Annotated in this window: 16 protein-coding genes and 2 pseudogenes; 8 read left to right on the forward strand and 10 right to left on the reverse strand. The window is 71.7% G+C overall.

Features of this window, described 5'->3' with window-relative positions:
* Both Q0R63_RS21590 and Q0R63_RS21595 read right to left on the reverse strand, forming a co-directional pair.
* Positions 1–818: YhgE/Pip domain-containing protein (locus Q0R63_RS21590; protein WP_295702035.1), on the reverse strand; the 818-nt coding region annotated here is incomplete at its 3' end.
* Positions 815–1,441, reverse strand: a complete 627-nt coding sequence (locus tag Q0R63_RS21595) for a hypothetical protein (protein ID WP_295702037.1) — start codon at positions 1,439–1,441, stop codon at positions 815–817. The genes Q0R63_RS21595 and Q0R63_RS21590, both read right to left, overlap by 4 nt.
* A 112-nt stretch (positions 1,442–1,553) precedes the next feature.
* Here Q0R63_RS21595 and Q0R63_RS21600 point away from each other — a divergent pair, with 112 nt between their 5' ends.
* On the forward strand, positions 1,554–2,186 hold the full coding sequence (locus Q0R63_RS21600; RefSeq protein ID WP_295702039.1) for a TetR/AcrR family transcriptional regulator: 633 nt from the start codon (positions 1,554–1,556) through the stop codon (positions 2,184–2,186).
* 24 nt (positions 2,187–2,210) lie between these two features.
* On the opposite strand, the gene Q0R63_RS21605 is transcribed toward Q0R63_RS21600, so the two are convergent.
* Together Q0R63_RS21605 and Q0R63_RS21610 are read right to left on the reverse strand one after the other, a co-directional pair.
* Complete coding sequence (locus tag Q0R63_RS21605) at positions 2,211–2,936, reverse strand: HAD family hydrolase (protein ID WP_295702041.1); 726 nt, start codon at positions 2,934–2,936, stop codon at positions 2,211–2,213.
* Between the two features lie 73 nt (positions 2,937–3,009).
* Positions 3,010–3,945 carry a 2-hydroxyacid dehydrogenase gene (locus Q0R63_RS21610; RefSeq protein WP_295702043.1) on the reverse strand — a complete coding sequence of 312 codons (936 nt, stop codon included), beginning with the start codon at positions 3,943–3,945 and terminating at the stop codon, positions 3,010–3,012.
* A gap of 43 nt (positions 3,946–3,988) precedes the next feature.
* Here Q0R63_RS21610 and Q0R63_RS21615 point away from each other — a divergent pair, with 43 nt between their 5' ends.
* Positions 3,989–5,230: a PQQ-dependent sugar dehydrogenase gene (locus Q0R63_RS21615; RefSeq protein WP_295702045.1), complete on the forward strand. Its 1,242-nt coding sequence runs from the start codon at positions 3,989–3,991 to the stop codon at positions 5,228–5,230.
* Between the two features lie 127 nt (positions 5,231–5,357).
* Here Q0R63_RS21615 and gatB read toward each other — a convergent pair whose 3' ends face one another.
* The 5 genes from gatB to Q0R63_RS21640 form a co-directional block, all read right to left on the reverse strand.
* Positions 5,358–6,914 carry an Asp-tRNA(Asn)/Glu-tRNA(Gln) amidotransferase subunit GatB gene (gene gatB / locus Q0R63_RS21620; protein WP_295702047.1) on the reverse strand — a complete coding sequence of 519 codons (1,557 nt, stop codon included), beginning with the start codon at positions 6,912–6,914 and terminating at the stop codon, positions 5,358–5,360.
* Between the two features lies 1 nt (position 6,915).
* Positions 6,916–8,463, reverse strand: coding sequence for an Asp-tRNA(Asn)/Glu-tRNA(Gln) amidotransferase subunit GatA (gatA, locus tag Q0R63_RS21625; protein WP_295702049.1), 1,548 nt, complete (start codon positions 8,461–8,463; stop codon positions 6,916–6,918).
* Positions 8,464–8,560: 97 nt separating this feature from the next.
* The gene (gene gatC / locus Q0R63_RS21630; RefSeq protein WP_295702051.1) at positions 8,561–8,854 is read right to left on the reverse strand and encodes an Asp-tRNA(Asn)/Glu-tRNA(Gln) amidotransferase subunit GatC; all 294 of its coding nucleotides are present in this window, start codon (positions 8,852–8,854) and stop codon (positions 8,561–8,563) included.
* Between the two features lie 21 nt (positions 8,855–8,875).
* Positions 8,876–9,445, reverse strand: a complete 570-nt coding sequence (locus tag Q0R63_RS21635) for a hypothetical protein (RefSeq protein ID WP_295702054.1) — start codon at positions 9,443–9,445, stop codon at positions 8,876–8,878.
* Between the two features lie 213 nt (positions 9,446–9,658).
* Positions 9,659–10,189, reverse strand: a complete 531-nt coding sequence (locus Q0R63_RS21640; RefSeq protein WP_295702056.1) for a hypothetical protein — start codon at positions 10,187–10,189, stop codon at positions 9,659–9,661.
* A gap of 113 nt (positions 10,190–10,302) precedes the next feature.
* Between Q0R63_RS21640 and Q0R63_RS21645 the strand changes: the two genes are divergently transcribed.
* The 4 genes and pseudogenes from Q0R63_RS21645 to Q0R63_RS21660 all read left to right on the forward strand — a co-directional run.
* Complete coding sequence (locus Q0R63_RS21645) at positions 10,303–10,701, forward strand: metalloregulator ArsR/SmtB family transcription factor (protein ID WP_295702058.1); 399 nt, start codon at positions 10,303–10,305, stop codon at positions 10,699–10,701.
* Positions 10,698–10,826, forward strand: a complete 129-nt coding sequence (locus Q0R63_RS21650) for a hypothetical protein (protein ID WP_295702060.1) — start codon at positions 10,698–10,700, stop codon at positions 10,824–10,826. The genes Q0R63_RS21645 and Q0R63_RS21650 overlap by 4 nt, the downstream gene beginning before the upstream one ends.
* A 48-nt stretch (positions 10,827–10,874) precedes the next feature.
* Positions 10,875–11,096 (forward strand): annotated as a pseudogene (locus Q0R63_RS21655) (hypothetical protein); the annotation flags it as partial.
* A gap of 58 nt (positions 11,097–11,154) precedes the next feature.
* Positions 11,155–11,559: pseudogene (locus Q0R63_RS21660) on the forward strand (SRPBCC domain-containing protein); the annotation flags it as partial.
* Positions 11,560–11,566: 7 nt separating this feature from the next.
* Here the strand turns inward: Q0R63_RS21660 and ligA are convergent.
* The gene (ligA, locus tag Q0R63_RS21665; protein WP_295702119.1) at positions 11,567–13,648 is read right to left on the reverse strand and encodes an NAD-dependent DNA ligase LigA; all 2,082 of its coding nucleotides are present in this window, start codon (positions 13,646–13,648) and stop codon (positions 11,567–11,569) included.
* A gap of 149 nt (positions 13,649–13,797) precedes the next feature.
* Here ligA and Q0R63_RS21670 point away from each other — a divergent pair, with 149 nt between their 5' ends.
* A complete protein-coding gene (locus Q0R63_RS21670) occupies positions 13,798–14,673 on the forward strand; it encodes an NAD(P)-dependent oxidoreductase (protein WP_295702062.1) in 876 nt (291 codons plus the stop codon).
* A gap of 190 nt (positions 14,674–14,863) precedes the next feature.
* Complete coding sequence (locus Q0R63_RS21675) at positions 14,864–16,099, forward strand: Ig-like domain-containing protein (RefSeq protein ID WP_295702064.1); 1,236 nt, start codon at positions 14,864–14,866, stop codon at positions 16,097–16,099.
* Positions 16,100–16,111 lie beyond the last annotated feature (12 nt).

Below are 16,111 nucleotides of genomic sequence, written 5' to 3' on the forward strand. Positions count from 1 at the left end.
CCCGCGGCGAGCATCGCCGTCTGGGAGGGCAGGGACCCGGTCCCCGCGTCGAGCGTGCCGAGGCCGGTCGCCAGCGTGGAGGCACCCGACGCGAGCCGCGTCGCGCCCCCCGACGCGGTGCCGGCACCGGATGCGAGAGCAGCCGACCTGTCGACGAGCTTCTGTTGGCCGGTCGTGAGCGACGAAGCTCCAGAGGCCAGCTGGTCGGATCCGGTCCTTGCCGAGGCGATCCCGCCCTGCAGCTGGGTCGCCCCGTCGACGGCCTTCGCGACGCTGCTATGGACTGTGGTGAACCCGAGGAGCAGCTGCTGCGCGGTTGTCGAGCTGACCTGTCCTGCAACCGACTTCGTGACCTGCGCGACGAGCTGGTTGGCGATGGTCCGGGCCAGGTAGTTGTTGGCGTCGTTGGTCACCAGCTCGAGCCGAGCCTGGCGCGGGGTGAACTGCGCGCTCGAGGCGAGGTCGGCCGAGAACGTCGGAGGCACGACGATCGCGAAGTCGTAGGCGCCGGAGTCGACCCCCGCCTCCGCCTGGGAGCGCGAGACCTGCTGCCAGGCGAAGGACCTGGACGTCACCAGGTCATGGGCGACATGGGCTCCGACCGCCATCCGCTCGCCGTTCGCGAGGGTCGTGCCGCTGTCCTCGATGACGACGGCGGCAGGGACGTTGGGCAGGGAGCCGTAGGGGTCCTTGTTGGCGTAGAGATACAGACCCGCATAGATCATCGGGATGGTGATCATCGCAACGAGCGCGGCCCGGGCGAGCCGGCCGGCGGTGAGGCGTCGGAGCTCGGCCAGACCGAGTCGGAGGAAGGTCATGCTGCTGCTCCCGTTCGGGCGGTGTGCGAGGCGTGGATGTGGGTGGCCGAATCGGCACTGCAGAGCACGACGACGGTGAAGACGTCGGCGGCGGTGCGCTGCGCGGCGGCATACCAGTCCCGAGCCTCGCCTCCGTGACGGTCGGGGCCGGCGAGGACGATGACCTGCGTGGCGGGTCGGCGGGTCGCCAGCTCGAGCAGGATGTCGGTGCGTGTCCCCGCAGGGACGTGGTCCCAGCGCAGGCTGTGGTCGCGCACGTCGTGGGCATCGAGGAGCCGCTGGACATCGCGGCGGCGCGAGCCCTGGCGAGCCAGGGCGAGCTGCTCCTGGACGACGGCCCGCACCGACAGGGCGTCCTCCGGCGCGGTGATCCCTTCGACGTCGACGAGCGCCACGTGCTTCTGGAGGACCCGCGGGTCCGTGCTGCCCCAGAGGTCGACGGACCCGGCCGCGAGGGTCACGGCTCCACCGAGGGCGAGCGCGAGCGCAGTGATCGGCACTCCGGGGTCGCTCGCCACGACCGTCACCTCGCCCGGCTCGGCGACGAAGCTCGTCGGTCCGACGAGGAGGTCGCCGCGGCCGCTGGGGCCCGGGACCGAGAGGGTGTCGACGGTGAGCCGCATGGCTCGCTCCTTCCGAAGGGCTGAGGTGCGGATGCACTTGCATTTTGGATACACATATGTATTCAATACGAAAGTGTATGCTGATGAAATGACCGTGTCGAACCGTGGCAGCATGACCCGCATCACCCCGACCACTCCCCCGATCACCCGCCGCCGGGCCGCGACGCGGGACCGCCTGGTCGGGGCCGCGCAGGAGGTGTTCGCCGAACGCGGCTTCCACGGCGCCAGCGTCGAGGACATCTGCGAGCGCGCGCAGTTCACCCGCGGCGCCTTCTACTCGAACTTCTCCTCCAAGGACGAGCTCGTCGTCGAGATCGCCGCGCGATACTCCGAGCGCCTCCTGGCCGGCATCGCCGAGATCGCCGAGCGCGATGACCTCGACCTGGCCCAGATCGTCGACGCGGTGCTCGAGGTGTGGACGAGCGACCGCCGCGAGCGCGAGATGTGGTTCCTCCTGCACACGGAGTTCACCCTCTACACCATTCGCGACCGTCCGGTCGGGCGCTCCTGGGCGCGGCAGCAGGCCGGTGTCCGCAAGAGCCTGGCGGCGCTCATCGACCAGATCTGTGCGCGCCGGGGGCTTGCGCTCGACGTCGGGTCCGAGCAGATCGCGCGGGTCGCCATGGCGCTGTTCTCGTCAGGCACCTCGCAGCATCTGCTCGAGCCGCGCGCCATCGCCGATGGTGCCCTCGGAAGCACCTTCCTCCCGCTCATCCTCCAGGCAGTGGCCCACCCGCTCGCCTGATTTCGGCCTGCGCGAGAGCGCCGCTCAGCCCCGTGACCCGAGGACGAGGTCAGGCACCTCCGTGAGGTCGTCGACGGCATACGCCGGCTCCTGGGTGTCGGCGTCGACCCGCAGGTGCTCGACGCCGTATGCCGCGTTGCGCACGAGCACGGTCGTCATCCCGAGCCGGTTGGCGCCCCACAGCTCGCGGCTGCCGCCGTCGCCGACGTACCAGCAGTCGGCCGGGGCGACGTCGAGCGCCGACGTGACCTCGAGGAAGGCGCGGGGATCCGGCTTGCGGACGCCGAGGCGCCAGGAGAAGACGGCGGCGTCCATCCGCGCGGCGTAGGGCGTCGTCTCCCACGCCTCGGCCAGCTCGCTGCTGCAGTCGCTCAGGAGCCCGATCTGCAAGCCCGCCAGACGAATTCGGTCGAGTACCGCGAGCCCGCCGGGGCGTGGTGACCGCAGGGTCGCGGCGGTCCCGAGGTGGAGGACCAGCGCGTGGTCGAGCTGGTCCTCGCTCGGCCGCGAACCGCAGCGCAGAGCGATCGCGGCCAGCGTCTCGCGGGTGCCCCCGAGGCCGCCGACCACCCGCTCGGGGAAGCTCGTCCACATCTCGTGCCAGAAGTCGTCGCCGTCGACCCCGAGCGCACGACCCGTCGCGGCATACGCTGCGGCGCGGTCGAACTCGACGTGGGGATCGCTGAGGGTGCCGTAGAAGTCGAAGACCACGGCCTTGCCCTGCCCGGCCTCCAGTCGCTCTGCCGCCATGTCCCCAGTATCCCAGCCGGGCCCGAGGCCGCACCCCTCCCCCCCGCGCCCTCCACGTGCTCCTCGTGCGACCTCAGCGGGGGAGCACGACGTTGGCGAGCGGTGAGCCCGCGGCATACGCCTCGAGCTGGGCCCGCACGAGCCGCCGGGCCCGCGGCAGGAAGGCGCTGCTCGCGCCGCCGACGTGGGGGCTGACGAGGACGCCCGGCGTCTGCCAGAGCGGGTGGTCGGCCGGCAACGGCTCGGGGTCGGTGACGTCGAGGGCGGCGCGCAACCGACCGGACCGCGTCTCGGCCAGCAGGGCGTCTGTGTCGACGACCTTGCCGCGGGCGACGTTGACCAGGAGCGAGCCGTCCGGCATCGCCGCGAGGAAGGCGGCGTCGGCGAGGCCGGTGGTCGACGCCGTCAGCGGGACGATGAGGATGACGACGTCGGCCGCCGGCAGCAGCTGCGGCAGCTCGTCGATGCCGTGGACGATCTCGACGAGGTCGTCCCCGTCGCGCGAGCGGCTCGCGACCACGGCGACGTCCACCTCGAAGGGGAGCAACCGCTCGACGATGGCTCGACCGACGTTGCCGTAGCCGACCACGAGCACCTTGCGGTCGGCGAGAGCCGGCCACTCGCGGATCGGGAGCCACGTCGAGTCCTGTTGCGCCACAACGAACTCGGGTATGCCGCGGAGCGAAGCGAGCGTGAGGGCGAGGGCCAGCTCCGCGGTGGAGGCGTCGTGGACGCCGGCCGCGTTGCAGAGCCGGATGCCGTCGGGGACGTGGGGAGCCACGGACTCGTAACCTGCGGTGAGCAGCTGCACCACGGACAGCAAGGGCAGCGCCGCGAGGTGGGAGAGGTCGACGGCACTGTCGAGGTAGGGCGGGACGACGACCTCGATCTCGTCGGCTCGCGCCGGAGTCGCGTGGAGGTCCCAGGGGACGATCTCCAGCCCCTCGACCGGGCCGAGCCCGTCGAGCCAGCTCCGGTCGGGCAGCGTCACGAGGGGCAGGCGAGGCATGAAGGGAAACTACGCCGCACAGGAAACTTTCAGACACTGGGGTGTGACCGCCCCTCCGAGACGCTCCCGGCACCGGCCCGACGTCACCCTCGACCCGGCCCGCGCGGCCGCCAGGACCGTTACCGAATCCCTCTCGCGGCGCACGCTGCTCGCCGGGTTGGTCGGCGTGACCGGCGCCGGTGCCCTCGCCGCCTGCGGCGCGACGACGCAGGCGACAGGGAGCATCCCCTCCGGCATCTCGCCCGCGCCCACCACCGCCGGCAGCCCGACGACGCCGCTCCCGACCTCCGCCGCAGGCACACGCGTCGCCCTGACCGCTGCCGTGGACGTCGCCACGGGGCTCAAGGTCCCCTGGAGCGCGATCGTCCTGCCCGATCGCAGCGTCCTGCTCAGCGAGCGCGACACCGCCATGGTCCGCCGGATCGCGCCCGACGGATCCCTCGCCGACGTCGGCGCCGTCCCGGGGGTCAGCCCGAGCGGGGAGGGTGGGCTCCTCGGCCTCGCCATCGACCCACAGACCTTCACGACGACCCCGGTGCTCTACGCCTACTACTCCGCCGACGGAGAGAACCGGGTCGTCGCGATGCCGTATGCCGCGGGCGGACTCGGTGAGCAGCGGACGGTGCTCGGCGGCATACCGCGGGCGGGCAACCACAACGGCGGGCGGCTGCGCTTCGGGCCCGACGGCTACCTCTATGTCACGACGGGCGACACCGGCGAACGCGACCGGTCGCAGACGCGGGAGCAGCTCGGCGGCAGGATCCTGCGGGTCACGACGACGGGCGCGGCCGCGCCGGGCAACCCGTTCGGCACCGCGGTGTGGAGCTGGGGCCATCGCAACGTGCAGGGCATCGCGTGGAGTGCGGCCGGGACGATGTGGGCGAGCGATTTCGGGCAGGACACGTGGGACGAGCTCAACGTGATCACGCCCGGCTCGGACTACGGCTGGCCCACGGTCGAGGGCATCGCCGGCAGAGGCGGATTCACCGATCCGGCCCGGCAGTGGCGGACGAGCGACGCCTCCCCCAGCGGCATCTGCGTCGGTCCCGACGGGGCGGTCCTGATGGCCGCCCTCAGGGGCGAGTCGCTCTGGAAGATCCCCCTTGCTCCGGACGGGACGACCGGTGAGCCGCAGCGGCTGCTCCAGGGGACCTACGGGCGGCTGCGGGACGTCCTCGTCGGCCCGGACGGCAACGTGTGGGTCGTCACCAACAACACCTCGCGGGGCACACTGAGCGACGGCGATGACCGGATCGTCCGGCTCCCCGAGTCGCTGACCGGCTGACCCGCCCCGTCACGCGCCCACCCCTCCTCGTTCCAAGCACACGTTTTGTCAAGTCTCGGGGGCGGCTGCGCCGGAAAACTCAACAAAACGTGTGTTCGGAACGGAAGGGGTGTAGGGGGCGGATGGGTCAGGAGGCGCCGAGCTTGGCGAGGATCAGCTCCCGTGCCTTGGCTGCGTCGGCCTGCCCCTTCAGCTCCTTCATGACCTGGCCGATGAGGGCACCGGCGGCCGCCACCTTGCCCTCGCGGATCTTGTCGGCGACGCCGGCGTTGGCCGCGATGACCGCGTCAACGGCGGCCTCGAGGGCGCCGTCGTCCTGGACCAGCTCGAGACCGCGGGCGTCGGCGACCGCGGTCGGCGTGCCCTCGCCGTCGAGGACCCCGTCGAGGACCTGCCGGGCCATCGAGTCGTTGAGCCGGCCGCTGGCGACGAGCCCGTCGAGCTCGGCGATGTGCGCCGGCGTCACCCCCCGCTCCGCCGCGTATGCCGTGACGTCCATCGCGTCCGCGCTGGCCCGCCGGGCGATCTCGCCGAGCCACCACTTGCGGGCGGCGGTCGAGGACGCCCCGGCGGACACGGTCTCCTCGATGACCTCGAGCAGACCCGCGTTGACGACGTCCCGCATCTCGAGGTCGGCGTAGCCCCACGCGCTCTGGAGACGTTTGCGTCGGGCGGCCGGGGGCTCGGGCAACGTCGCCCGCAGCGCCTCGACCATCTCCGGGGTCGGCGCGACCGGCACGAGGTCGGGCTCGGGGAAGTAGCGATAGTCGTCGGCGTCGGACTTCTCGCGACCCGAGGTCGTGACACCGGTATCCTCGTGCCAGTGCCGCGTCTCCTGCAGGACCCTGCCGCCCTCGGCGAGCACCGCTGCGTGCCGAGTGATCTCGTAACGGACGGCGCGTTCGACGGACCGGAACGAGTTCACGTTCTTGGTCTCGCTGCGGGTGCCGAGCGGCACCGCGAGCTGGGCCTCCCCGGTGGCGTCCGCCGCCACCTTCGGCCGGAGCGAGAGGTTGACGTCGGCCCGCATCGACCCCTCCTCCATCTTCACGTCGGAGACGCCGAGCGACTTGAGGATGTCGCGGAGCGCCGAGACGTAGGCACGAGCGACCTCGGGCGCCCGTGCCCCGGCTCCCGGCATCGGCTTGGTGACGATCTCGATGAGCGGGATGCCGGCGCGGTTGTAGTCGACGAGCGAGTGGTCGGCGCCGTGGATGCGGCCGGTGGCGCCACCGACGTGCAGCGACTTGCCGGTGTCCTCCTCCATGTGCGCGCGCTCGATCTCGACGCGGTAGTAGGTGCCGTCCTCGAGCTCGACGTCGAGGTGACCGTCGACGGCGATCGGCTCGTCGTACTGCGAGGTCTGGAAGTTCTTCGGCATGTCCGGGTAGAAGTAGTTCTTCCGGGCGAACCGGCTCCACGGCGCGATCTTGCAGTCGAGCGCGAGCCCGATGCGGATCGCCGACTGCACGCCGATCTCGTTGACGACGGGAAGCGCGCCGGGCAGGCCGAGGCACACCGGGCAGACGTGGGTGTTGGGCGGCGCACCGAACTGGGTCGAGCAGCCACAGAACATCTTGGTCCGGGTGCCGAGCTCGACGTGCACCTCGAGGCCCATCACCGGGTCGAACTGCTCGAGCGCCTCCTCGTAGGAGAGGACGGGCTCCGCTGCGTGGGAGGACATCTCACGCCTCCTTCGGGTCGGCGGTCGGGTGGGCGGACGGGTGCGCGGTCAGGTCGGGAGCGCGGTCGAGCAGGGGGCCACCCCACTGCTCGACGAGGGCGCGCTCGAGAGCGGAGCCCACGGCATACAGGCGCTCGTCCATCGTTGCGGGAGCGAGGATCTGGATGCCGGTCGGCAGCCCGTCCTCGTCGGCGAGGCCGCTCGGCAGCGACATGCCGGGAACGCCGGCGAGGTTGGCCGGGATCGTCGCGACGTCGTTGAGGTACATCGCCATCGGTTCGTCGAGCTTCTCCCCGATGGGGAAGGCGGTCGTCGGCGCGGTCGGCGAGACGAGGACGTCGGCGACCTCGAAGGCCCGCGAGAAGTCGTCGGCGATGAGGCGGCGCACCTTCTGGGCCTGGCCGTAGTAAGCGTCGTAGTAGCCGGACGAGAGCGCGTAGGTGCCGAGGATGATCCGGCGCTTGACCTCGTCGCCGAAGCCGGCGTCCCGCGAGGCCGCCATGACCTGCTCGGCGCTCGGGTCGTCGACGCCTTCGGGGCGCACCCGCAGGCCGTAACGCATCGCGTCGAACTTCGCGAGGTTGCTCGACGCCTCGCTCGGGAGGATGAGGTAGTAGGCCGCGAGGGCGTAGTCGAAGTTGGGGCAGTCGACCTCGACGACCTTCGCACCACGGTCGACGAGCAGCTGCACCGACTCGTCGAACCGCGCTCGGACGCCGGCCTGGTATCCCGCGCCGCCGAGCTGCTTGACGACGCCGATGGTCAGGCCGGACACGTCGGCGGTCCGCGCGGCCTCGACGACGGGCGGCACGGGGGCATCGATCGACGTCGAGTCGCGCGGGTCGTGGCCGCCCATCACCGCGTGCAGCAGCGCCGTGTCGAGGACGGTCCGCGCGCAGGGTCCGGCCTGGTCGAGGCTGGACGCGAGCGCGACCAGGCCATATCGCGAGACGCCGCCGTAGGTCGGCTTGGTGCCGACCGTGCCTGTGACAGCGGCCGGCTGGCGGATCGACCCGCCGGTGTCGGTGCCGATCGCGAGCGGCGCCTGGAATGACGCGACGACGCTCGACGACCCACCGCCCGACCCACCGGGGATGCGGGTGAGGTCCCACGGGTTGTGGCTCGGGCCCCAGGCCGAGTGCTCGGTCGAGCTCCCCATCGCGAACTCGTCCATGTTGGTCTTGCCGAGGATCGGCATACCGGCGGCGCGCAGCTTGGTCACGAGCGTCGCGTCATAGGGCGGGATCCAGCCCTCGAGCATCTTCGAGCCGCAGGTCGTGGGAAGGCCCTTGGTGGCCATCACGTCCTTGACGGCGATCGGCACCCCGGCCATCAGGTGGAGGTCGGCGCCCGCGGCTCGCTTTTCGTCGACGGCCTTCGCCGCGGCGAGCGCGCCGGCGGTGTCGACGTGGAGGTAGGAGTGGACGGTGCCATCGACGGCGGCGGTGCGGTCGAGGTGCGCCTGGGTCAGCTCGACGGAGCTGATCTCCTTGCGGGACAACAGGTCTGACATCTCGGAGGCGGTCAGGCGGGTGAGGTCACTGGTCATCGGTGGTGCTGCCTTCGTGGTGGGTCGGCGAGTGGAGGTATGCCGGGTGGAGGCGATGCGGCCGGCCCGCGGCAGGGGCGGCGCGGCATCCGGGCGGCTAGTCCTCGGCGAGGATGCGCGGCACGAGGAAGCGTTGCTGCTCCTGCTCGGGGGCACCCGAGAGCGCCTCCTCGGCGGTGAGGCCGGGGCGCGGAACGTCGGGGCGCGTGACGTTGGTGAGGGGCAGCGGGTGCGACATCGGCTCGACCCCATCGGTCGGCGCCTGTTGGACCAGGGCCACCGCGTCGAGGATGACGGTGAGCTCGCCGAGCATGCGGTCGAGCTCGGCCTCGCTGAGGTCGATGCGCGCCAGAGAGGCGAGATGGGCCACGTCGTCGCGGGTGAGGGACATGTCCGGCAGTCTATGGGGTGCTCAGACGCCTCTCGGCGGGCCGTCGGTGAGCAGCCGGACGCCTTCCGCGCCCGAGAGCAGCAGCCGCGCCGCGGGGTAGTCGACGAGGTAGTCCAACGCCGCCGCCACCGCCGTCGGTGACCGCAACTCGTGGGCCTCGGCGAGAATCAGGAGGTGGCGCCGGGTGAGGTTGGCCAGTCCGGCCCGCACGGGCGCCAGACCCTGCACGTTGTCGAAGTCGGTGACCCGGACCGCGAGGAAGTTGAGGCTCCGCGGCTCGCCCAGCGGACCGGTGCCGATCGAGAAGCGGACGACCTTCTCGATCGAGCCCCACGGCACGGCCAGGTCGCCGGTGTGCAGGTGCGTCGTGGTCAGGGCGAGCGCGCCGGTGCGCCGGCTCCCGGCGACGACCACGCCGCTGCTGTAGAGCACGACGCCCCCGAAGCCGGCCGCGAGCACCCCTGGACCCCAGGCCGAGTGAGCCAGGCCCTGGACGGTCCACGAGAGGGCCATCACCCCCGGGAAGCCCATCCGTCCCAGCGCCAGGCGCCGGAACCCGAACTGCGTCGCCGGCGGGGACGTCTTGGGCACGAGGACACCGCGCCGCGACGGATCGCCGTGGGGTGCCGGTTGGGCCGACGGTCCGAGAGAGGTCAGCGGTCCGACGGACTTCCGTAGCTCGGGGGGTCTCGGTGGGCTGAGCGCTCCCAGCTCGGGTGGCCCGGCGGTGACCGAGCGACCGGGCGTGCGCCACCCGTTGCCGTCCGGGTCGCGTCGAGGGAGCCATTCGATGCTCACAAGGCATCAACGCTCCAGAGGTCGCGGGAGTGTCACCCGCGGTCGACGGAGGTCGTGACGATCGTCACCCACCGCATCGGTGGCGAGCGACCGCACAGGGATGGCTACGGCGGCCAGCACGGCGGTCAGCCCGGCGCTGCCTCCCGGCGGCGCCGGGACGACCCGCGTCCCGACCGACACGGCATACGCGATCTCGGCCTGGGTGCCGTCGGCCGGCGTCCCCGGTGGCGTGAGGTCGATCAGGACGTCCGCCATCTCGACCGCCGCGTCGTTGACCCGCTGGGCCTGCTCGCTCCAGGCTCCCTGCCAGGCCCGGTGGGGGCTGTAGACGAGGTGGCCCGCCTTGACGCAGGCGACCCGCACGGCATCCCGCCACTCGACATAGAGCCGGTGCGCGTCGGTGTCCCACATCCCCGGCTGCCACCACACCTTGATCGGCCCGGCGAGCATGACGATCAGGGGCTCCGTGGGGGGGAGGTCGACCTGGACGGCTCCCTCTCCCTCGCGGGCGAGCACGACGGGATCGAAAGCGCTCACCCTCACAGAGCCTACGTCGGGTGACCGGGTTTCGCCCGGGTGCTGTCGAAGTCCCCAACTCAGCTTAATTTCGCGCTCGACTTATTTACGCACAATTTGAAATACTCACACCCGTGCACGCCTTCGACGTCCTCGGTGACCCGGTCCGCCGGCGCATGCTGGAGCTCCTCGCCACGACCGGCGACCTCGCCGCCGGCGACATCGCCGCCACCATCCACGACGAGTTCGGTATCAGCCACCCCGCCGTCTCGCAGCACCTCAAGGTCCTGCGCGACGCCGGGTTCGCGACGGTGACGGTCGCCGGCACCCGCCGCCTGTATGCCGTGGGCGCCGAGCCATGGCGCGAGATCGACACCTGGCTGGGCAGCTACCGCAGGTTCTGGACCGGCCGGCTCGACGCCCTCGACTCGGAGGTCGCCCGCGGAAAGCGGACGCGGCCCCCGACACCCAGGGCGCCGACACCCAGGGCGCCGACACCCAGGGCGCCGACACCCAGGACACCGACGCCATGACAGCCTCGGAGGATCAGATGACGACGACCCACGACCGTAAGGACCTCACCGGGTTCGCTACCGGGACCACCCGCGAGATCACCACTGCCGCAGACTGTTTCGGGCTCAGTGTGAGCCGCACCTAGACGACCGACGTCCGGGACCTGTGGTCCGCCTGGACCGACCCGGACCGGCTGGCCCGCTGGCTCGGGCGATCCTTCGGGGAGCTCCGGGAGGGCGGCTCGGTGCGACTCGTCATGGCCGGGCCCGACTCGGTCGAGCCCCCGCCCGGTGTCACCGACTCGTGCGCCGACATCGTCGTCCTCCACTGCCGGGCTCCCGAACGACTCACCGTCCGCCGGGCCTGGGGCGACGAGCCGGCCTCGATCGTGGACCTCGTCCTCACGCCGGTCGACGCCACGAGCACCGTGCTGCAGCTCGACCACGTGGTCCTCGAAAGGGACGACGCCCCACGGACTGCGGCGGTGGGCCGTCCACGAGGTCACGGGCACCCTGTCCCCCGGGGACAGCTTCCGGTGCGTCTTCGACCAGGGCGCCGCGAGCGGCGAGATCCTGCGCTGCGACCCCCAGCACGAGCTGTCGGCGAGCTGGCAGTGGGACGGGACCGACCGGGCCTCACGGATGACGGTCACCCTCACCCCCGAGCGGCGGGACGGGGCCCTCGGCACCCACGTCGTGTGGCGCGAGGACGACGCGACGGGCGACGTCGCGGCATACACGGCCGGGCTGCACGCGCACCTCGCGGGTCTCGACCGAGCCGCCCGGGGCCTGCCCTCGACCGTCACCCGCTGGGGCGCCGACCTCGTCATCGCCCTCAGTGAGCTGCAAGGTCGTTATATCGCCCCCCGCATCGGCTGACGGCGGGTCAGTCGGCCGACCCGGTCTCGAGCAGCCGGCGGAACCCGTCCTCGTCGAGCGTGGTCACCCCGAGCTCCTGCGCCTTCTCGGCCTTGGTGCCGGCGTTCTCGCCGACGACGACGTAGTCGGTCTTCTTCGACACCGACCCGGACGCCTTGCCGCCGCGGCTCAGGATCGCCTCCTTCGCCTCGTCGCGCGAGAAACCCGGAAGGGATCCGGTGACGACCACCGTCTTGCCCTCCAGGGTCCGGGGAGTCGACTCGTCGCGCTCGTCCGCCATCACGACGCCGTCGCGCTTCCAGTGATCGACGATCTCCGCGTGCCACTCGACGTCGAACCACGCGACGACCGCCTCGGCGATGATCGGCCCGACGCCCTCCGTGTCCGACAACGTCTCGGGGCGGTCGCGCACCGCCTCTCGCAGGGCGTCCATCGTGCCGAACTCCTGCGCGAGCGCCCTTGCCGCCGTAGGCCCGACATGCCGGATCGACAGCGCGACGACGACCCGCCAGAGCGGCTGCTTCCTTGCTTTGTCGAGGTTGTCGAAGAACCGCTCGCCGTTGGCCGAGAGCACCTTGCCGTCTACGACGGCGTCGCCCGGGTCCGTCTTCTTCGCAGCGCGGGTGAAGAGCGGCACGGTGATCAGCTGCTCGCGGGTCAGCGCGAAGAGGTCACCCTCGTCGGCGACGACACCGGCGTCGAGCAGCGCGGCGGCGCCCTCCCAGCCGAGCACCTCGATGTCGAAGGCCCCCCGACCGGCGAGGCTGGAGAGCCGTTCGCGCAGCTGTGACGGGCAGTAGCGCGTGTTGGGGCATCGGATGTCCTTGTCCGCCTCCTTCTCGGGGGCGAGCGGCGTGCCGCACGAGGGACATTCGGTCGGCATGACGAACGCCCGCTCGGACCCGTCACGCAGCTCGACCACCGGCCCGACGATCTCGGGGATGACGTCGCCGGCCTTGCGGAGCACGACCGTGTCGCCGATCAGCACGCCCTTGCGGTGCACCTCGTCGGCGTTGTGGAGGGTGGCGCGCTCGACCGTCGACCCCGCGACGACGACCGGCTCCATCACCCCGAACGGCGTCACCCGGCCGGTGCGTCCGACGTTGACCTGGATGTCGAGGAGCCGGGTGTTGACCTCCTCGGGCGGGTACTTGAAGGCGATCGCCCAGCGGGGGGCCCGTGAGGTCGAACCGAGCTGCCGCTGGACGGAGACCTCGTCGACCTTGACGACGACACCGTCGAGCTCGTGCTCGAGCGAATGTCGGTGCTCGCCGAACCAGGCGATGTAGTCCTCGACCTCGGCCATGGTGTCGAGGACCCTGACGTGGCTGGAGGTGGGCAGGCCCCAGTCGTGCAGCGCGGCATACGCCTCGCTCTGGCGGGTGATGTCGAAGCCGACCCGCGCGCCGATGCCGTGCACGAGCATCTGCAGCGGCCGTGACGCGGTGACCCGGGAGTCCTTCATCCGCAGCGAGCCGGCCGCGGCGTTGCGCGGGTTGGCGAAGGGGGCCCTGCCCGACTCGACCAGTGCGGCGTTGAGCGCCTCGAAGCCCTCGAGCGGGAAGAACACCTCGCCGCGGATCTCGACCCGCTCGGGGACGTCGGCCCCCGACAGCTGGTGGGGTATGCCGTGAATCGTGCGGACGTTGGTGGTCACGTCCTCACCGGTGCGGCCGTCGCCGCGGGTGAGGGCGCGGACCAGGCGGCCCCGGTCGTAGAGCAGGTTGATCGCCAACCCGTCGATCTTGGGCTCGGCCAGGTAGTGGAAGTCGGAGCCGGAGTCCCGGCGCACGCGCGCGTCCCACGCCGCGAGCTCCTCGGCCGAGAAGGCGTTGTCGAGGCTGAGCATCCGCTCGAGGTGGTCGACCGGCGTGAAGTCGGACGAGAAGCTCGCTCCGCCCACCTGCTGGGTGGGGCTGTGCGGCGTCCGGAGCGAGGGGTGCGCGTCCTCGAGGGTGTTGAGGCGACGCATCAGCAGGTCGTAGTCACCGTCGCTGATCGTCGGACGGTCCTGCACGTGGTAAGCAAACTGGTGACCGCGGGCCTCCTCCGCGAGGTCGGTCCACTCGTGCAGGACCGTGGCGGGCACCCCGGTGCCGGCCTGCTGCGACGTCTGATCTGCGGTGTCCACTCCTGCGGTGTCCACTCCTGCTGCGCCCTCTGCTGCTGCGTCCGCTGCTGTCACGGGTGTCATCCTGCCGCACCGGGGTGACAGGGGATGGCGCCATCATGGTCGGCATGTCGACCATCGCGATCGTGTCGCCGGGGGCCATGGGATCAGCGCTCGGCCGGTGCTGGCAGGCCGGCGGGCACCGGGTCGTGGCCACGGTCTCGGGTCGGAGCGAGCGCACCCGCCTGCTCGCCGAGGACCTCGAGCTCCTGCCCGACCTCGACGCCGTCGTCGCGGTCGCCGACCTCGTGGTGAGCATCTGCCCGCCGGACCGGGCGGGGCCGGTGCTCGAGGCGGTCCTCGCAGCCGCGAACCGGAGCGGCGTCGCTCCGGTGGTCCTCGACGCCAACGCCCTCTCCCCCACGACCGTCGCCGGCCTGGCGTCGCGGACGACCGGTGCCGGGTGCGGGTTCGTCGACGGCGCCGTGAGCGGAGGGCCACCCGTGTCCGGCGCCGACCCGACGCAGTCGACGATGGTCTACCTCTCGGGCGAGCGGGCCGACTGGGTCGCGGGTCTCGCCCGCGACGGCTTCCGCACCCGTGTGGTGGGGCCCGATCCGGGCCAGGCCTCGGGCGTCAAGATGTGCACGGCGTCGGTCTACAAGGGGACGACGGCGCTCTGGCTCCAGGCGCTGGAGACGGCGCACGCGCTCGGGGTCACCGACGTCGTCCTGGCGGACCTCGCCGAGTCCGAGCCCGACCGGGCGCGGCAGGCGGGCCGCGCGATCGCCCTCGCCGCGTCCAAGAGCAGCCGGTTCGTCGCCGAGATGGAGCAGATCGCGCAGACCCAGGGAGTGGCCGGAGCGAGTCCGGAGCTCTTCGAGGGGATGGCGGCGGTCTACGCCCGGGTCGCCCGCTCCGAGCTCGCGCGGCTCTCACCCGAGGCGGCCCGGTCGTTGGGCGACCTGGAGAGGGTGCTCGCCCTGCTGGCGCGAGGGGACTGACCACCGGCAGGAGGACCTCGCACACCCGTCGCAGGAGGATCCCGTCACGTTCGACACGCGACACGGCAGAGGGTCCCACAGATTTGGACATCGGCCTTCCGGGGCTCACACTGGCGGGGTGGGCGGGGTCCGCTCACGGTCCATCCGTGTTGTCCGTTGCCTTGCCGCCGTTCCGGAGAGTTGGTCCCAGGTGTCCGCCACCCATCCCCGCCGCCTCGTCCTGCTCGGCGTGGCCGTGGCCCTCACCGGCACCCTGGGCGCCTGCTCGGTGGTGTCGCCGTCCAGCGCCTCGAACGCCCCGACGACGCGCACGACGACCGCGTCCGGTCCGACGACAACCACGAGCGCGCCCGCGGTGGCCCTCACGGCGAGCGTCACGTCGGGCCAGGCCGTGCCCGTCGACACCGTCGTCAAGGTCGGCGCCGCCGGAGGGACCGTTACCGGCGTCGCGATGACCTACCGCGACCCGAAGAAGGGCACGACCGTCGCCGTCGAGGGCACCCTCGACCCCGCCGGCGCCACGTGGACGGCCAACAGCCTCCTCGAGCCGGGAGCCACCTACGCCCTCGCGATGACCGGGAAGAACGTCGACGGGGTCACCGCGACGCAGAGCTCGACCTTCACCACCCAGAAGCTCTCGCTGAAGCAGCAGACCTACCCCACCCTCACGGCCAACGGCGCCACGGTCGGCATCGCGATGCCGGTCATCGTCCGCTTCGACGTGCCGGTCACCGACCGCAAGAGCATCGAGCAGCATCTCACCGTCACCTCGACGCCGGTGCAGGTGGGGTCGTGGAGCTGGGTCAGCAACAACGAGGTCCACTACCGTCCCGCGACCTACTGGCAGCCGGGCACGAAGGTCAAGGTCGACGTCGCCATCAAGAGCGTGTCCGCCGGCAACGGCATCTACGGGCAGACATCGCTCAGCGGCGGGTTCACCGTCGGGCGCTCGGTCGTCATGCAGGCCAACCTCGCCACCGACCAGCTGAACGTCGTCATCGACGGCCAGGTCGCCAAGACGATCCCCGTCACCGGGGGCAAGAACGGGTTCTCGTCGCGCAGCGGCACCAAGGTCATCATGGAGAAGTTCTCGACCCTCCGGATGGACGCCAACACGGTGGGCATCGAGCCCGGCGACCCGAACTACTACAACATCCCCGACGTGCGGTTCGCGATGCGCGAGACCAACTCCGGCGAGTTCCTCCACGCGGCGCCGTGGTCCGTGGGCAGCCAGGGGCACGCCAACGTCAGCCACGGCTGCATCGGCATGAGCACGAGCAACGCCGCGTGGCTGTTCGGGCAGGTCCAGGTGGGCGACCCCGTCGTCGTCACGGGCACGAGCCGCACCCTGGAGCCGGGCAACGGCTGGACCGACTGGAACATCCCCTTCGCCCAGTTCAAGAAGGGGTCGGCACTCGCCGCCTGACCGTCACCGCGC

The organism is Lapillicoccus sp., assembly GCF_025353065.1.
In the GTDB taxonomy this organism is placed as follows: Bacteria; Actinomycetota; Actinomycetes; order Actinomycetales; family Dermatophilaceae; genus Lapillicoccus.